This is a genomic window from Vagococcus sp. WN80Y, assembly GCF_059621045.1.
On the sequence record NZ_JCAQHY010000154.1, the window covers coordinates 18,187 to 34,355 of the forward strand.

At 37.8% G+C, this 16,169-nt stretch carries 19 protein-coding genes; 15 read left to right on the plus strand and 4 right to left on the minus strand.

What is annotated here, in order from left to right; translation table 11 throughout:
* Positions 1 to 2 precede the first annotated feature (2 nt).
* From AC5KOD_RS12120 to add, 14 genes are all read left to right on the plus strand, one after another.
* A complete protein-coding gene (locus AC5KOD_RS12120) occupies positions 3 to 908 on the plus strand; it encodes an ABC transporter ATP-binding protein (RefSeq protein ID WP_496914830.1) in 906 nt (301 codons plus the stop codon).
* A complete protein-coding gene (locus AC5KOD_RS12125) occupies positions 892 to 1,803 on the plus strand; it encodes an ABC transporter ATP-binding protein (RefSeq protein WP_496914831.1) in 912 nt (303 codons plus the stop codon). The genes AC5KOD_RS12120 and AC5KOD_RS12125 overlap by 17 nt, the downstream gene beginning before the upstream one ends.
* Complete coding sequence (locus AC5KOD_RS12130) at positions 1,796 to 2,188, plus strand: OsmC family protein (RefSeq protein ID WP_496914832.1); 393 nt, start codon at positions 1,796 to 1,798, stop codon at positions 2,186 to 2,188. The genes AC5KOD_RS12125 and AC5KOD_RS12130 overlap by 8 nt, the downstream gene beginning before the upstream one ends.
* Positions 2,189 to 2,312: 124 nt before the next feature.
* On the plus strand, positions 2,313 to 3,122 hold the full coding sequence (locus AC5KOD_RS12135) for an AAA family ATPase (RefSeq protein WP_496914833.1): 810 nt from the start codon (positions 2,313 to 2,315) through the stop codon (positions 3,120 to 3,122).
* A 565-nt stretch (positions 3,123 to 3,687) separates the two neighbouring features.
* Positions 3,688 to 4,143 carry a PTS sugar transporter subunit IIA gene (locus tag AC5KOD_RS12140; RefSeq protein WP_496914834.1) on the plus strand — a complete coding sequence of 152 codons (456 nt, stop codon included), beginning with the start codon at positions 3,688 to 3,690 and terminating at the stop codon, positions 4,141 to 4,143.
* A gap of 60 nt (positions 4,144 to 4,203) precedes the next feature.
* Positions 4,204 to 4,482 carry a PTS sugar transporter subunit IIB gene (locus AC5KOD_RS12145; RefSeq protein WP_496914835.1) on the plus strand — a complete coding sequence of 93 codons (279 nt, stop codon included), beginning with the start codon at positions 4,204 to 4,206 and terminating at the stop codon, positions 4,480 to 4,482.
* A 21-nt stretch (positions 4,483 to 4,503) separates the two neighbouring features.
* Positions 4,504 to 5,763 (plus strand): PTS ascorbate transporter subunit IIC, encoded by a 1,260-nt coding sequence (gene ulaA / locus AC5KOD_RS12150; RefSeq protein ID WP_496914836.1) that lies wholly within the window; start codon positions 4,504 to 4,506, stop codon positions 5,761 to 5,763.
* A 140-nt stretch (positions 5,764 to 5,903) separates the two neighbouring features.
* Positions 5,904 to 6,521: an SIS domain-containing protein gene (locus tag AC5KOD_RS12155; protein ID WP_496914837.1), complete on the plus strand. Its 618-nt coding sequence runs from the start codon at positions 5,904 to 5,906 to the stop codon at positions 6,519 to 6,521.
* A gap of 17 nt (positions 6,522 to 6,538) precedes the next feature.
* Positions 6,539 to 7,432, plus strand: a complete 894-nt coding sequence (dapA, locus tag AC5KOD_RS12160; protein ID WP_496914838.1) for a 4-hydroxy-tetrahydrodipicolinate synthase — start codon at positions 6,539 to 6,541, stop codon at positions 7,430 to 7,432.
* Positions 7,433 to 7,442: 10 nt separating this feature from the next.
* A complete protein-coding gene (locus AC5KOD_RS12165) occupies positions 7,443 to 8,084 on the plus strand; it encodes a beta/alpha barrel domain-containing protein (RefSeq protein ID WP_496914839.1) in 642 nt (213 codons plus the stop codon).
* A gap of 123 nt (positions 8,085 to 8,207) precedes the next feature.
* The gene (locus AC5KOD_RS12170; RefSeq protein WP_496914840.1) at positions 8,208 to 10,268 is read left to right on the plus strand and encodes a BglG family transcription antiterminator; all 2,061 of its coding nucleotides are present in this window, start codon (positions 8,208 to 8,210) and stop codon (positions 10,266 to 10,268) included.
* A gap of 387 nt (positions 10,269 to 10,655) precedes the next feature.
* On the plus strand, positions 10,656 to 10,823 hold the full coding sequence (locus AC5KOD_RS12175; protein WP_496914841.1) for a hypothetical protein: 168 nt from the start codon (positions 10,656 to 10,658) through the stop codon (positions 10,821 to 10,823).
* Entirely contained in the window at positions 10,820 to 11,320 is a 501-nt protein-coding gene (gene thiW / locus AC5KOD_RS12180) for an energy coupling factor transporter S component ThiW (protein WP_496914842.1), read from the plus strand. The genes AC5KOD_RS12175 and thiW overlap by 4 nt, the downstream gene beginning before the upstream one ends.
* Before the next feature lie 159 nt (positions 11,321 to 11,479).
* Complete coding sequence (add, locus tag AC5KOD_RS12185; RefSeq protein WP_496914843.1) at positions 11,480 to 12,505, plus strand: adenosine deaminase; 1,026 nt, start codon at positions 11,480 to 11,482, stop codon at positions 12,503 to 12,505.
* 62 nt (positions 12,506 to 12,567) lie between these two features.
* Here the strand turns inward: add and AC5KOD_RS12190 are convergent, their stop codons facing one another.
* From AC5KOD_RS12190 to AC5KOD_RS12200, 3 genes are all read right to left on the minus strand, one after another.
* Positions 12,568 to 13,407, minus strand: a complete 840-nt coding sequence (locus AC5KOD_RS12190; protein WP_496914844.1) for a hypothetical protein — start codon at positions 13,405 to 13,407, stop codon at positions 12,568 to 12,570.
* An 82-nt stretch (positions 13,408 to 13,489) separates the two neighbouring features.
* Entirely contained in the window at positions 13,490 to 14,155 is a 666-nt protein-coding gene (locus AC5KOD_RS12195; RefSeq protein WP_496914845.1) for a class D sortase, read from the minus strand.
* Positions 14,156 to 14,173: 18 nt separating this feature from the next.
* Positions 14,174 to 14,728: a hypothetical protein gene (locus tag AC5KOD_RS12200; protein WP_496914846.1), complete on the minus strand. Its 555-nt coding sequence runs from the start codon at positions 14,726 to 14,728 to the stop codon at positions 14,174 to 14,176.
* 374 nt (positions 14,729 to 15,102) lie between these two features.
* On the opposite strand from AC5KOD_RS12200, the gene AC5KOD_RS12205 reads away from it, so the two are divergent.
* Complete coding sequence (locus tag AC5KOD_RS12205) at positions 15,103 to 15,642, plus strand: DUF924 family protein (protein ID WP_496914847.1); 540 nt, start codon at positions 15,103 to 15,105, stop codon at positions 15,640 to 15,642.
* Between the two features lie 44 nt (positions 15,643 to 15,686).
* Here AC5KOD_RS12205 and AC5KOD_RS12210 read toward each other — a convergent pair whose 3' ends face one another.
* The gene (locus tag AC5KOD_RS12210) at positions 15,687 to 16,043 is read right to left on the minus strand and encodes a hypothetical protein (protein ID WP_496914848.1); all 357 of its coding nucleotides are present in this window, start codon (positions 16,041 to 16,043) and stop codon (positions 15,687 to 15,689) included.
* Positions 16,044 to 16,169: the final 126 nt, after the last annotated feature.

Sequence of the window (16,169 nt, forward strand, 5' to 3'; positions counted from 1 at the left end):
TGATGGCTGAGACACTATTAACGATGACTAATATGTCAGTCAATTTTGAAAAAAAAGATGAACCAACCCAAGAGATTATTCATGGCATTGATTTAGTGATTCCTAAAGGTGAAATAGTTGGAATCGTAGGTGAGTCTGGCAGTGGAAAGAGTATCTCGATGAAGGGGCTCATGAATATCCTACCTGAAAATGCCGTGTTAACTTACGATGATTTTGAATTTGATGGTAGTAAGCGTGGGGCCGATAAACAGGAACGGTTACCTGCTGCAATGATTTTTCAAGACCCGATGACAGCGTTAAATCCACTACGAACGATTGGCTATCATTTGATTGAAGTTATTCAGCGTCAAAAAAAGGTTTCTAAGAAGGTGGCAGAGACAACTGCGATTGCTGAATTAACAAAAGTGGGAATTTTATTGCCAGAAAAACGAATGACTCAATATCCTCATGAACTTTCTGGAGGAATGCGTCAGAGAATTATGATTGCGATGGCACTGTTAGCTAAGCCTAAGCTACTCATAGCTGATGAACCAACAACTGCCTTAGATGTAACCATCCAAGCGCAAATTTTGAATTTGATTCGTCAGCTACAGCAAGAAGAAGAGCTGTCAGTTATCCTAGTAACACATGATTTTGGGATTGTTGCTGGGATGTGTCAGAGTATCAAAGTAATGTACGATGGTCAGATTGTAGAAGAGGGAACAACGGATGAAATTTTTTATAGCCCTGAACATGCCTATACTAAAGAATTGCTAAAAGCAATTCCAACAGGTGAAAAAGGCGAGCGGCTTTATTCATTAGGAAATCATCATGCAGAACAGGCAACTAGCGAAAAAGGTCAGATGGTGAGCCTAACAAGAACGCACAGAGTCTTACAGAAAGGGGCAACTGATGACAGAATTAGTTAGAGTAGAGCAAGTAAAAAAATATTTTCCAGTTAAGAATGCCTTCGGACAAACAGAGACCATTGTTAAAGCGATTGACAATGTTTCTCTGACGATTCGTAAAGGGGAAACTTTGGGATTAGTAGGCGAGTCGGGTAGCGGTAAGACAACATTAGGCCGAAGTATTTTACAGCTTGAGGAGATTGATGAGGGGCGGATTTATTTTGACGGTCAATTGATCAGTGAGTTATCTAAAAAAGATCGACAACGTATTCATCAACGCATGCAGATTATTTTTCAAGACCCTTATTCTTCATTAAATCCAAGACTAACGGCATTAGAGCAGGTTCTTGAACCTTTAAGCTTGCTTTTTGATAAGCAGGAGGCCAGAAAAAAGGCTGAAGCAATGCTAAATCAGGTGGGCTTAACTGGGGCGGCCATTCATAAATATCCACGCGAGTTCAGTGGTGGTCAACGGCAAAGAATTGGCATAGCTAGAGCAGTAGCGGTTAATCCAGAATTTATTCTTTGTGATGAGCCTATTTCCGCTTTAGATGTGTCTATTCAGGCACAAATTATCAATCTGTTAATGGACTTACAAAAGGAATGGACCTTAACTTATTTATTTATTTCTCATGATTTATCTATGGTTCGCTATATTTCTGGCCGTATTGCGGTGATGTATTTAGGGAAGTTGGTTGAGTTAGGACCAACTGATCGGATTTTTAACAATCCTCAGCATGCTTATACGAAGCGGTTATTAGCAGCTATTCCAATAGCTGATCCGATTAAGGCGCGACAAGCTTATGCTAATGGGAGTGAGTTGAGTCTGGAAGGTATTGATACATCAAAGGATTTAGACTGGGTCGAAGTTGAACCAGATCATTTTGTAGCAAAGGAGAGAACGATACATGAGTAACAATCAACTGGTTTTAGTTCAAGGAGAAAAAGGAATGGAATTACCCGTTGCGACAGGAAATTGGGTGATGCTGAAAGAGTATGGCTATTCACCTGTTCAAAGTTTGGTGGCGGCTGTAGGGGCATGTGGAGCGTATGTTTATCAAACGATTTTGAAGAATTCAAAAGTTCCTCATACATTTGAGCGAGTGACAATTGAGTATACCCGAGATCCCGACCGTCAGAGTGAACCTGTGAAGCAGATTGAGATGGTCTTTGATGTTAAGGTTGCGCCAGAGTTGCAAGATAGGGCAATACGTAGTCTTAAATTAATTGCGAAAAATTGCCCGGTTATGCAGTCACTTGATCCGGCTATTGAGGTAGTGGAGACGGTCAATTTTATTTAATTTTATTGAAATGTTTAACAAAGAGGTTGTGACAATCTATGTCACAGTCTCTTATTTTTTTGCCACTTTATTTGATTAATTGATATAATGAAGAAAAGCTGTTTTTATGAGAGGTGAATAGGCTATGCGTTACCTTAGAAGTGTTCAGTTGTCATCGGAAGAGGTTGAAAATCCTAATATCTATCCTTACAATTGTTTTAAACAACACGCTGGCGAAGTGATTGTTTTAGATGCTATCACTTTTTTTTATGGAAATAATGGTTCTGGAAAATCAAGTTTGTTGAATTTGTTAGCAAATAAGCTAGAGATAACCGGAGCAGAGCCACCAAAGGTTTGGGGAATGACTGATTATTTTTCAAAGTTTAGTGATGAAAGCTATGTTAGTTTTGAACTGGACGAACTAACGGGCAAAGAGCTGGCTGTACCTGATAATAGTTATTATCTAAAAAGTGAAGATGTGTTATATGAAATAAAAAAAATTCAACAAGAAGCTATTCTAAGAGAAGGGTATTTGTATCAACGAAAAAAGATGGGCATGACAAAAGAGCAATTGAAGGCTCATGATGGTTCTAAACAGATGAACAGACAAATTGATAGACAGTTATTTGCCCAGGAAAAATATTCAAATGGTGAAACTGCTAGCCAAGTCTATGAAGACTATCTTAGTGCTGATGGTTTATATCTTTTAGACGAACCAGAGGCGTCACTATCTCCGAGCAATCAATTGAAGTTAGCAAAACAGATTGCAGAGATGGCGCGATTTTTAAACTGCCAATTTATCATTGCTAGTCATTCTCCTTTCCTGCTAGGCTCGCTAGAAGCAACTATTTACAACCTAGACAAGCCAGGAATGACAGTCTGTCGGTGGACAGAGTTAGAAAATGTTCGGATGTATCAGCAATTCTTTGCAGATCGACATCGAGAATTTAGTTGAAAGAAGAAGGAAGCTGGGACATAAAGTCGTTTTGCTCAGAGCGCTACGTAAACTTCGATACCTTAACTCTCCTCGATGCCACTCATTTCTAAGGGCTAAAGCTCAAAGAATGATGGCTTGAAACTTTAGTTGATTAGAAGTTTAGGACAATGAAGCGAAGTATAGTGAGCAGATTTTTGGAGCGCGTTTGTCACATAACATACGTGAAAACAACGAGGACGAGACTTTTGTCTCGTTTTTTTTTTTGAAATTTTCATCAAATAATGATAGTTTCATGAAAAGGTTAATGGTTGAGAGTAGTTATCATAAGTTGGTTGCCACATGAACTGAGCCCTTGTTTTGCTAAAAGGTTGAGAAGTGGGGAGCTAAAACTAAATTAGAGAGCGTTTTGTTAAAAAGGGCTGAGATTAGAGAAAATAGTTGCTGATTAAGCTCGCTTTTTGTTTGCCATTCGCACAAAAGAAGGCATCAAAACTGTTTGAATTAGTTAATCAGAAAAGTTATATTGAGAATGTAAGAAGGCTATCAAGTCGTACGCTTGAAAAAATTAATGAGGTGTTGCAAATTGTTAAGCAAAATGATTAAAGAAGAATTTATACAATTGAATGTTGAGGTAAAAAATTGGGAAGAGGCGATCAGACAATCAGCAACCCCTCTACTTACAGGTAAAAAAATCACAGCAGAGTATGTTGAGAAAATTATTGAAATCTCACGAACCATCGGGCCTTATATTGTGATAACTAAGCATGTTGCCTTGCCTCATGCACCAGTTGAAAATGGTGCCTTAGAGCCAGCAATGGGGATTATGACCTTGAAAACACCGGTAGTTTCAGGGAATGAAGCAAATGATCCTGTGAAGTATTTATTTTGTATGAGCGCAAATGATAGTGAGTCACATCTTCAGTCAATGGCTGAATTAGTGGAGCTATTAAGTAATGAAGAGTTTTATAGGATGTTGGATACGGCTAAAAATCCTAAAGATATTTTAGCTTATATCATCGCTAATGAATCAACTAACTAACAAGTAATAGACGACTAAGTCAATTTTAGAAGTCACTTGGAAATGGAAAGAGGAGAAAATATGCATAAAGCATTAGTAGCGTGTCGTGCAGGGGTTGGGTCAAGTTTGATGTTAAAAATTAAAACAGAGCAGGTAATCAAGGAGCATAGCTTACCAATTAAGGTTGAACATTCTTCCTTAGATGCAGTTCCAGGTTTTGATGGAGATTTATTAATTACTTTATCAGATGTGGCGGAAGAATTAAGCAATAAAGGCTTGAAACAGACTATAATTGGAATTGATAATATCGTAGATAAGAATGAAATCGTCACCAAGTTACAGGCATTTTTAAATCAATAGGGAGTAAAAGGAGAAAAATAGATGAATTTTACGATTAGCTTTTTAAGTACACCGGCAGTTTTACTTGGAATTGTGGCGTTTGTTGGTTTAATCGCTCAAAAGAAAACTGGAACGGAGATTTTAACGGGAACCTTTAAAACAATCATTGGTTTCATGGTTTTCAGTGCTGGTGGAGGATTGATGACTGGCGCGTTACAAAACTTTAATAAATTGTTCCAAACAGGTTTTAATATTGTCGGAGTAGTGGCATCGCCAGAAGCTGCGACTGCTATGGCTCAGACTGAGTACGCACTTGTAACATCTTGTACGTTAATTTTAGGGTTTGTTATGAACTTAGTATTTGCCCGTATTACACCGATGAAGAATATTTTCTTTACAACAGGTCATAGTTTGTTTTTCGCTTGTGTTCTGTCATTGATTATTAAATCTTTTGGCATTTCTGATATGGCAGCGATCCTTCTTGGGGGAACTATTCTGGGATTTTGTTCTGCTGCGTTACCACAATTATGTCAACCGTTTATGCGCAAAATTACTGATAGCGATGAAACGGCGATTGGTCATTTTAATATGATTGGTTATGCTTTGTCAGGCTATATTGGCAAGCTATTCAGTAAATATGAAGATAAGAGTACCGAAGATATCAACTTTCCAAAATGGTTATCGTTCTTTAGGGATTTCCTAATGGGTGTTGCGGTTATTATGTTAATTCTGTTCTACATTTCTGCACTAAAAGCAGGACGCGATGTAACTCAAGAATTGGCTGGAACGACTCATTGGTTAGTATTCCCAATGGTTCAAGCGTTTACTTTCACAGCGGGGATGTCAATCTTAATGACTGGTGTTCGGATGTTCTTGGCAGAAATTACGGCAGCATTTGTGTCAATTTCTGAACGATTTATTCCAAATTCTCGCCCAGCTTTAGATGTACCGACTGTTTTCCCATATGCGCCTACTGCTGTAATTGTTGGCTTTTTATCTGCTTATGCAGCAGGCTTAATTGGTGTTTTAGTAATGGTTATCTTTAAATTTCCAGTTGTTATTATTCCTGCGGCTCACATTTGTTTCTTTTCTGGAGGGACTGCTGGTGTATTTGGGAATTCAACAGGTGGTTGGCGTGGTGCTGTAGCAGGCTCGTTTGTTGTAGGGTTACTGTTGGCATTCTTGCCAACAGTTCTATATCCGATTTATGGAAGTATGGGATTGGAAGGATCAACCTTCCCTAATATTGATTACAATGTTATCGGAATTTTACTTGAAAAAATTCTTAGTATTTTTTCTTAGATAAGTCTCGTAAGACTTATGGTCTTACAGAATATTATGATCAACAGGAGACAAAAGCTGTGATGGCAAGAATTCTCTAGGTTTGTTTATCTAGTTTTTGTCCCACTGTTGGATTGAATTAAGCTGATGGAGGAAAAAAGATGAGCACAAAAGAAAGCATGGTTCTAGAACAATTTTTAGTAAATCTATCTGAAGAGTTAGATAAATTTATTAATGAATTGTCGGTGCCAACATTGGAAGCCGCTCGAGATATTATTTTGACAGCTGAAAATCAAGGGGGACGCGTGCATATTACAGGTATTGGAAAACCTGGTCATGTGGCGTATTATGTGGCGTCCTTGCTGTCCTCAACCGGAACTCCGGCTTATTTTTTAGATGCAACTGAGACCATTCATGGTTCGGCTGGACAAGTGAGAGCGGGAGATGTTGTTATTTCAATTTCAAATAGCGGTGAAACAGAAGAATTGAAGCGGACAGTGACAACGCTAAAACAAAATGGTGCCAAAATAATTTCTGTTACAGGTGGAGAGCAGTCATGGTTATCGAAAAATAGTGATTGCACCTTACTTGCTAGTGTGGCTCATGAAGGGGATCGCTTAAATAAACCACCGCGAGCCTCAATCATTGTTGAAGTGACGATTCTTCAAGCGTTAAGTGTGTTGCTACAAGAGGTAAAGGGGTTAACTGCTACGGAGTATGTTAAATGGCATCCGGGAGGAGCACTTGGTCAAGCAATTTTGGACGAGCAAACAACCTAAAGGGGAGATGAATGGTCATGGAATTAAAAGGAATCATTACGGCAATGGTCACTCCATTTACAGAAGACCAACAGATTAACCAAGAAGCCACTGCTGATCTCGTTAATCATTTGGTAACAAATGGGGTTTCTGGGTTATTTATTCTTGGAACGAATGGTGAATTTCATGTGATGGAAAGGAACGAAAAAATCGCCTTTGCTAAATTAGTTGTAGAGCTTACCGCTGGACGTGTACCAGTTTATGTAGGGACTGGGGGCAATCGCACAGAGGAGGTTATTAGTTTATCTCAAGATATGGCTGAAATCGGAGCGGATGCTCTATCTGTGATTAATCCATACTTTGTTGGCTTAACTGACAATGAGTTGATTGCTCACTATCAAGCAATTGCTGATGAGGTTAGTCTCCCAATTATTTTGTATAATATTCCTAAAAATACTGGAACGATGATTAGCCAGAATGTTGTATCTGTTTTGTCACAACACCCTAATATTATTGGAATTAAGGATAGTAGTGGGGAATTGGAAACAATTCGTGGCTATATAGAAGCAACTAAAGGACGAGACTTTGATGTGTTGTCAGGATCAGATTCCCTTATTTTAAAAGCTTTGGAGATTGGCGCAACAGGTGCTGTAGCTGCGACGTCTAATGTATTGACGACTATAGATGTTGCTATCTACAATCATTGGCAAGCAGGTGAGTTGAGTGAGGCAAAAAAAATGCAAGAAAGTATAGAGGAATTTCGACGTATCTTGAAGTTTGGCACGTTGCCTTCTGTTTTAAAAGAAGCAATTAGTCTTCAAGGAATAGAGGTTGGCTCGGCTCGGTTACCAGTATTGCCATTAGAAGAGGATAAGTTGGCTGAAATCGCAGAAGTCATGGCGACTTATCAGCGTGAGTACGACGAATTATAGGAGGATTAGGATGTATCGAAATCAAATTTTATCACGAATTGAAGAAACGGCTATCATGGCAATTGTTCGCGTGGAGACAGAAGAACGAGCTGTGGAAATTGCTGAGGGCTGCTTAGCTGGTGGCGTTGATTGTTTAGAGATTAGTTATACCTTGCCAAATGCTGGAGAAATTATCAGCTTTCTAACTAAAAAATATCAGGATCGTTTATTGGTTGGTGCGGGAACAGTGTTAGATTCGGAAACAGCACGATTAGCTATTTTAGCTGGGGCTAAATTTATTATCGCACCAAATTATCAAGAAAACGTCTGTAAGCTGGCCAATCGGTATCAGATCCCTTATATGCCTGGATGCACGAGTGTAACGGAAATGCTGACAGCGATGGAAGCTGGAGCTGCAATGGTAAAAGCTTTTCCTATTTCAAGCTTCTATGGTAGTAGTTTGATTAGCACGTTTAAGACACCGATACCTTATATGCCAATTATGTCCTCTGGTGGAGTGACAATAGAGAATGTTGCTGAATGGGTAGCAACCGGAGTCGAGTGTATGGGTGTTGGTGGGTTGCTAACAAAAGGGAGTCAACAACAGATTACAGAAAACGCGATTCGCCTGCGAGAAGCAGTTGTGGCGTATCGTCAATCACATCTGTCCTAAACTCAATTGACAGACGTTGATTTATCGTTTAAAATTCAATATTCTATAAAGAAACAATGAGCGAAGCATTGCCAATCAATTTTAGGCAGTGCTTTGACGTTTTATTAAGGGGAGAGAATAGAAGTGACCGATGAACGATCTCGAAGATTGATGAAGATTTTGGTTGAGAGAGAACGCCATGATATAGCTGAGTTAGAAAGTCAGACTGGTTTGACAAAACGTCAATTAGAATATACCTTAGAAAAAATTAATGAGGGGCTTTTTGAGCGTCATAATTGTAGCTTGATAATCGAGACAAATCGAATACTCGTTTCTTCTGATATGAAGGCACGGCTGCTATCCCTCTTAGTTGATGAGACATATACAAATGAGTATGTGATGAATGCGACTGAACGTGGAAAATATTTGTTTTTGCTTTTATTCTATTATTTTGATGATTATTTTTCGATTAATCACTTTGTGACAGCATTTGGTGTGGGGAAAACGACCATTTTAACAGATTTAAAGAATTTAAATACTATTTTAGAAAAAGAAAATCTTGCGATTGTCTATTCTCGTAAAAATGGGTATCAAATTGTTGGCAATGAATTTGATATTCGCTACCATTTAATGAAAATGCTGATTTGGGATTCGACGGAACATAACACAACCTTCATTTACGATCATTTTATAGCCAAGAACGGTATTCCTGACTTTAGCCAGACTAAAGAGGCAATGACGCCTTTTTTAAAGGAGTATCAGCTCACATTTGTAGAAAATCGTTTGACAGAATTTATTTATACGCTCATTTTTCTTGAGAAACGTCTGCTGTTAAAAACAGCAGAGGGAGCGGAAAAGTTTCATTTACCAGCTATGATAGCGATGAAAGAGTATCAGTTTTCTAAACGATTGTTAGCTTCAATTGATAATCATGATGATTTTTCTGCTATTTATATTGGTGCTTGGATACTTGGCCTTTCAATGGGGAGTGCCGATGCAATGACAAAAGATTATGAGATTATTATGGAGGTAGTTAAGCGAATTATGAGGCGTTTTGAAGCCTTATCGGGTATTCGCTTCAATCATCGTGAGCAAGTAATAAATCAACTTTATTCTCATTTAAGGCCTGCATACTATCGTCTCTATTTCAAGTTACCGATTGTTAATCCGCTTCATAGTAAGATAAAAAAAGAGTACAGTGAGTTATTTAATATTGTTGAGGAGGCTTTAAAACCAATTGCTTCCCTCTTTGAACATCCGATTCCAGAGGAGGAGATTGCATTTTTAACGATGCATTTTGCGTCATTAAGTGCAAGTTTAGAAGAAGCTAAGCAACCTCAAAAAGTGGCCTTAATTGTGTGCCCTAATGGGATCGGAAGTTCATCTATTGTCTATACAGAATTGAAGACACTGTTTCCAGAGCTGTCTTTTATCGGGCCGATGGAAACTAATGCTATCGATAATTTGGCAGATTCCTACGATTTGATCTTTTCAACAGTTCCTAATATTCGGTTATTCTATACTAAAAAGCCTGTTTATATTGTCAGCCCGATAATGACGACTGCGGAAAAATATCGGTTGATTAGTGATGTTTATTCCCAATTAGGGAACCTTGGTTTTCAACTACCAAGTGTCAAATCAATCTTAGAAGTTGTGGAGAAGCATGCCACCATTCATAATGGTGTGGCATTAGAAAAAGAGTTGTATGATAGCATGATGCCAACGAGTGAGAAAGAGGCGTTATTAGTTGTGGAGCCAGCTCTCCATGAAATTACGGCTCCGGAGTTGATTCAATTAGATGTTGCTGTTCGCGATTGGGAAGAAGCAATTCGTGTGGCAGGGGCTCCGCTTTTAAAACAAGGGCGAATTTCGCGACAATACATTGAAACGATTGTTGAAAATACCAAGGTGGAGGGGCCTTACATGGTGATTGCTAAGCATGTTGCCCTTCCTCATGCTCGCCCAGTCGATGGGGTTGAGCAACTTGGGATCAGTATCACGAGTCTCAGCTATCCTATAAAATTTGGCAGCAAAGAAAATGATCCAGTTAAGTACATATTTTGTTTAGCTGCAACGGCCAATAATAGACACCTAAACGCGATGGCTGAATTGGTTGAATTACTTGATGATGCTGCTTTTTATGAGCTATTGGATAATAGTCGTAGCCCTCAAGATGTCTATCATTATCTGCTCAATAAGACATAAGCTAGTTGTGGTAGACAGTCCTAATTTTTGTGTGTTATACTATAACCAATTGCTAGGGGTGTCTTTGTAGAAAGACTGAGATGATTGATGATATCAACGGACCCTTTGAACCTGAGAGTTAGGACTCGCGAAGGGAAAGTCACTAAAAAGACTGTTAGATGTTTGAATGATTATTTAGCTATTTCCAGAAGGGGAGAAAAATCGCTCTGCTTTTAGTTGGTAAGTGAGCGGAAATTTTTTGATCCCGTCTATCATGAATTATTTGTATGATTGAGCGAGGCTAGGACTGATGTTCCGGCCTCTTTTTGTTGCATTCTTACATAAGAGTCAATAAAGATCGAATGGGCAGACTCCAGGGGCAATTAATTGAATGAATGGAGGAAGAAGATGTTTTCTGAGAAATTATTTCAAGAGGAGAGAGGCTTACGGCAGGCGAAGGGGTACCAGCATAGGAAAATGAAAAAAGCATTGTTGATCAGTAGTCAGTCCGAATGGGCTTTTTGGGAATTGACGTATAAACAGGATGTCAGGCGAAAGAGAGGAGGGCTTCAATGAGACAAACCAAAATAAAAAAGCTTAGCTATACTGCTTGTCTAGCTGCGTTGGCATTTGTTGGAGGAAGTTTTTTTAGTTTTACTGTCGGCGTTGTAAAAGTGGCACCAGTTCAGCACTTAGTTAATTTGCTAACAGGCGTAGCTTTAGGGCCGTGGTATGGAATTACTCAGGCTTTCTTGACTTCAACCTTGAGAAATATTGCTGGAACAGGAACTTTATTGGCTTTTCCTGGTAGCATGATAGGTGCAGTTTTAGTGGGTGTTGTTTACCAGAGAACTAAAAATCTCTTTCTTGGATCTTTGGCAGAGATTATTGGGACTGGGGTGATTGGGACCTTTGTTTCATATTTGTTGGCTAGGTATATGCTAGGATTAGCGATGCCGTTTTATTTGTTGGTCGGTAGTTTTTTTGTTAGCTCGGTTGTTGGTGTGTTGGTAGGTTATCAGGTATTACATGTGTTACGAAAACGGTTACCAGCTCTTTTTCGTGATAATTAAGAGGAAGTTAAAGTTCGTTATTTAGCTAATGTTTAAATGTAATTCTCTCTTTTTATTTTTATCGATATTTTTTTACAGTTATATTATGTTTATGTTGACTAAAAAGTTCGTGTATGTCATCATTAAGTGAAAACTTAATTTGAAAAGGAGATTCAAAAGATGTTGCCAACGAAAATTACAAAAGAGTTTATTAAAGGAATGCCAAAGGCAGAATTACATTTACATTTAGAAGGAACTTTGGAACCAGATTTGAAGTTAGCTCTAGCCAAAAAAAATAATATTGATATTGGCCAAACTACTATTTCAGATATTGAAAAAAGTTACCAATTTGACTCATTACCCTCTTTTTTAAATGTCTATTATCCTGCAATGAATGTGTTACAAGATGAAGATGATTTTTATCAATTAGCAATGGCTTACTTAACTAAAGTAAAGGCTCATAATGTTCGTTATGCGGAACTGTTTTTTGATCCACAAGCGCACACTAGTCGCGGAGTAGCTTTTGAAACAGTTATTAACGGGTATTACCGAGCAATTACTGAGAGTCAGACTCTAGGAATTGAAACGGCGTTAATCATGTGTTTCTTGAGAGATATGTCAGCTGAATCTGCTATGGAAACATTCAATCAAGCTTTACCTTATCAGGATAAGATTTTAGGGATTGGTCTAGATTCAGATGAACATGGGAATCCTCCTGGGAAATTTAAAGAAGTCTTCAAGAAGGCAAAAGAAGCGGGTTTTCACATTACTATGCATTGTGATATTGATCAAGAAAACTCAATCGGCAATATACGTGAAGCGTTATTAGACATTCAAGTTGAGCGGTTGGATCATGGGACAAATATTGTTGAAGATCCTGCGTTAGTTGCATATGTGAAAGAAAAAGGGATAGGCTTAACTTGTTGTCCAGTTTCGAATGGTTTTGTCGTCGAAGACATGAAGGGAAAAGAAATCTTGCAATTATTGCGAGAAGGAGTAAAAGTGACTGTAAACTCTGATGATCCAGCTTATTTTCAAAGTTACATCTCTGATGACTTGTTTACTTTAGCTGAAAACTATGAGATGACACCAGCAGATATCGTACTATTGGTTGAAAATTCGTTTGCAATAAGTTGGTTAGATGCTGATAAAAAGGCGTCATATTTACAAGAAATTACTGACTATGTTGCTAACTATCAAGATTAATTAATAAAAAGTAAACAAAAAACGTGTTTTCCTCTTTATGGAAACACGTTTTTTATTTACTCTTAGCTGTGTTTTCTCAAGACTTGAGAGAACACGGCACATATGAGTGATGCAACAAGAAAAGCTGAGCCAACGACTATAAAGGTAACTAAACTGTTAGTTAGGTAAGTCGTTAGTAAGTGGTAAAGTGGTTTTGACGAAACAGAAATTCGTTTAATCATTCCATTCGCTAATATAAGCGCTGGTACAATAATTAGCATAAGACCGCTGGCGCTTAAGATAAACGATAGATAACGAATCAATCGGTGCCACCACCAATGTAGTAAATAGATAATCAATATCAATAATAAAGCAAAACTACTTCCCAAAACAACTTTAAATAGTGTCAGTTTATTAGAAAATACTTGAATCTTTTGACCAAGTGCAGGTAAAAAAGGCAGCTTGACAAAATCATTATACGCTTCATAAGATCGCTCTGCAAATCGATCAATCCCAGTTTGAGTTTCTTCTGTTAATTTCTGACTTTGCTCATTTGCATAGGCAATTATCGGGGCTTTGAGCTGTTCTAAAAAAGGCTCTTTTTCAATGGTAATATCTGTCCCATAAAAAGCTTGATATGTGTATGCTTCAAAGTCTTTTTGAACTTGCTGTGGACTCACAACATCTTCAAGAACAGTTGGTGGAATTCCGCTACCTAGGCCAAAGTCTTGAATTTGAGTGTTGATTTGTTTTGATAATTCAGAATAATAATCTGATTTAACAGCGGCTTTATTTAGAAATGACGCTGAAAATAATGTGTTTTCAACAAGTAAAATCATGGATAGACCAACCAATAATGTGGTACACATAAAGGCGATGAAGCCCACGGCTAGATTACGAATGATCTTTTTCTTTGGTTTCATTAGGTGTCTCCTTTTCTCTATTGCTCCAATGACTAGGTAACGTAAGTTCACTGCCTAGTTTGGTACATGTTAAACGGCTCATTTAATTATTTGGATCAATGAGTGGACCAGAGACTAAATCAGCATAGACGAATAATCGATCGTCCGTTAAGCCAATCATGTCAACTGGGTAACACGTATAGAGAATCAAATGATGACCTTCTCGTTTTGCAAAAATTGCAGCAATTGCTGTGGGATCGTCAAAACGTGCCACTTTTTTATCAGTTATTTTATATACGTAGGTACCATAATGGGTTTGGACAGTGACTTCATCGCCTTTTTCGACGAGATTCATCATACCTAAATCCGTTGTGTTGTGTCCACCAATTAAGGTTGTCCCAGTTTCGCCAGGAAAAACACTGCCATTAAAATGTCCGACGCCTGTACGTAAATCCTCTGGTCGATCTCCGAAGGTAAGCTTTGATTTAATCTTCACTTTATCGATCAACAATTGGCCATATTCATCTCCAATAGAGGGATAATCAATTTTAGTCGATGGAATTGTTTGCGATGTATCGACTTGTGGTTCCGCCGCTTTGGTTTCGTCAAACAATGTATCTGTTTTGTCATCAAAAGTAGGAGCCTCGTTTAATAAAATTAAATTGACAGAGGAAGTCACAAAATTTAAAACGGGTGCTAAAACGAGGTAAAGCGTTCCATAGCCGATGATAACAAAAAGAATGGGCATATATAAATATGCCCATATCATTTTTTTGTTCATTAAAGTTTAGGCAGCAGAGTATTTCTTACCTACAACTGCAGCACCAAGTGCAACAATCATAAGTGACGCAAATACTACTAAGCTAGTTGTATAGTCAGCACCCGTAGCTTTAACAACTGGATTTGCTTTAGTTGTTGGAACAACAACTGTTTTACCCGCTTTGTTTACAACTGTACCATTAGCATCAATTGCTAAATCTAATGCATTTGCAGCAGCAATGATATGGTCCCAAATTTGATTTTGGATAGCTTTTGGTAATTGAGCTAAAAGATTATTCAAGCTAGTTGCAGTAATTCCTTTAGAATTATCTAAAACTAATTGACGTGCAGCTTGGATATGTCCAATAACTGTTTGAGTTGTCGCTGCATTAAAGTCATTTGCTTTTAATACATTTTCAGCTTGAGCGATGTCAGAAGCGGCAAAGTAGAAAGTACCTCCACCAGCAGTAACACCTGCATTTAACTCATTCAAAATACCTTGTTCTGCAGTTGTGATAGCACCAGCTGCAAGTACTGATGGTGCAAAGCCTAATGCAACAATTGCAACTACCAGTAAACTCATTAATTTCTTCATTTTCTTCCTCCTTTTTAATTATTTGCAGCATTATTCATTAATCGTACACTAAAAAATAATACTACGTTCTCATTCTAACATAAACAATGATCTAATAACATACTAAAATTAACTATTTCGTCTAAGACTGATGGTGAAAATTGGGAATTATTCTGTATCAGTTGACATATCAGGCTTTTGAATTAGAAAGATAATTATAAAAACACCCATATTATTGAATTATTTTGTTCACTTTGATTACAGCTTATTGAACTGAGACCAAAATATAGATGAAGACCTAATTATTGTTGAGTTGAAAATAAAGCTCTATAATAAAGAAATGAGAAAATAAATTTTTAGATAATAGAACAGGAGTGAAACATATGAAAGCGCAGGACGTTTTAGAGTTTTGGTTCAACGAAGTTGAGGAAAGTCAGTGGTTTAAGAAGGACAACGAGTTTGATGCAATTATTCGTGAACGGTTTGGTGAGCTTCATCAAAAAATTGCTCAAGGGGAAGGCGTTAATTGGCGAAAGAGTATTGAAGGTCGTCTGGCGGAAATAATTGTATTGGACCAATTTTCTCGTAATATTTATCGTAATAGCCCTCAATCCTTTGCATACGATGGAATGGCTTTGGTTTTGACTCAAGAAGCATTAGCTACTGAAGAGGTAACAAAATTATCTCAAATTGAACGATCATTTATCTATATGCCTTTAATGCATTCTGAATCATTAGTGATTCATGAAGAAGCTCTAAAGTGTTTTGCTGAAGAGGGGCTTGAAGCTAACTTAGAGTTTGAGCATCGTCATCGAGATATTTTGCTTCGTTTTGGTCGTTACCCTCATCGGAACTCTCTGCTTAATCGACCATCAACTGTTGAAGAAATAGCCTTTTTGAAGGAGCCGGGCTCCTCTTTTTAAAGAAACGTCACGAAGTCAGTAACAGACTCGTGACGTTTTTTTGATTAAGCATAGGCTTCTTTAGCAAGTAAGTCCTCATAATCTTTTCTTTGTAAACAGTGAATTAATTCTAAGTCTAGGGTCTCAACTTGTTTTTGATTCAGAACATCCTGAATGCGGTAAATAGTTGATTGGTAAAAGCCACGTGATCTGATTCGCTGAATAAAGGGAAATTCCTTTTGGTAAGTCAATGATTTTGGTTCTGTGGTTGATTCCCATTCAGAAATGAAATGTCTCAAAGCTTCAGGTAATAAAGTCAAAATAGCCTCTTTATTATAGCCGTGGACTTCAAAAGCTGGAAGTTTATCTATCTTAGCAAAGTAACCCTCAGTTGTTGGAGCAAGTTTAATGAAAATTTCCATTTGAAACATCCTTTCTTTGCGCTTTATAGTAGTTATAGATAGCGCTTACTATGTGAAATAGTATAACGTGATTTTCAGTAAAAAGCTAAATGTTTGCTTGTTATGCTAGTCTAAAAGATGATTGTG

Excerpts from the sequence above, each read along its gene's own strand:
- AC5KOD_RS12130 (WP_496914832.1), top strand. The coding sequence starts at position 1,796 with ATGAGTAACAATCAACTGGTTTTAGTTCAAGGAGAAAAAGGAATGGAA.
- dapA (WP_496914838.1), top strand. The coding sequence starts at position 6,539 with ATGGAATTAAAAGGAATCATTACGGCAATGGTCACTCCATTTACAGAA.
- AC5KOD_RS12175 (WP_496914841.1), top strand. The coding sequence starts at position 10,656 with ATGTTTTCTGAGAAATTATTTCAAGAGGAGAGAGGCTTACGGCAGGCG.
- AC5KOD_RS12165 (WP_496914839.1), top strand. The coding sequence starts at position 7,443 with ATGTATCGAAATCAAATTTTATCACGAATTGAAGAAACGGCTATCATG.
- ulaA (WP_496914836.1), top strand. The coding sequence starts at position 4,504 with ATGAATTTTACGATTAGCTTTTTAAGTACACCGGCAGTTTTACTTGGA.
- AC5KOD_RS12205 (WP_496914847.1), top strand. The coding sequence starts at position 15,103 with ATGAAAGCGCAGGACGTTTTAGAGTTTTGGTTCAACGAAGTTGAGGAA.
- AC5KOD_RS12155 (WP_496914837.1), top strand. The coding sequence starts at position 5,904 with ATGAGCACAAAAGAAAGCATGGTTCTAGAACAATTTTTAGTAAATCTA.
- AC5KOD_RS12190 (WP_496914844.1), bottom strand. The coding sequence starts at position 13,407 with ATGAAACCAAAGAAAAAGATCATTCGTAATCTAGCCGTGGGCTTCATC.
- AC5KOD_RS12125 (WP_496914831.1), top strand. The coding sequence starts at position 892 with ATGACAGAATTAGTTAGAGTAGAGCAAGTAAAAAAATATTTTCCAGTT.
- AC5KOD_RS12200 (WP_496914846.1), bottom strand. The coding sequence starts at position 14,728 with ATGAGTTTACTGGTAGTTGCAATTGTTGCATTAGGCTTTGCACCATCA.
- AC5KOD_RS12135 (WP_496914833.1), top strand. The coding sequence starts at position 2,313 with ATGCGTTACCTTAGAAGTGTTCAGTTGTCATCGGAAGAGGTTGAAAAT.
- add (WP_496914843.1), top strand. The coding sequence starts at position 11,480 with ATGTTGCCAACGAAAATTACAAAAGAGTTTATTAAAGGAATGCCAAAG.
- AC5KOD_RS12145 (WP_496914835.1), top strand. The coding sequence starts at position 4,204 with ATGCATAAAGCATTAGTAGCGTGTCGTGCAGGGGTTGGGTCAAGTTTG.
- thiW (WP_496914842.1), top strand. The coding sequence starts at position 10,820 with ATGAGACAAACCAAAATAAAAAAGCTTAGCTATACTGCTTGTCTAGCT.
- AC5KOD_RS12195 (WP_496914845.1), bottom strand. The coding sequence starts at position 14,155 with ATGATATGGGCATATTTATATATGCCCATTCTTTTTGTTATCATCGGC.
- AC5KOD_RS12120 (WP_496914830.1), top strand. The coding sequence starts at position 3 with ATGGCTGAGACACTATTAACGATGACTAATATGTCAGTCAATTTTGAA.
- AC5KOD_RS12210 (WP_496914848.1), bottom strand. The coding sequence starts at position 16,043 with ATGGAAATTTTCATTAAACTTGCTCCAACAACTGAGGGTTACTTTGCT.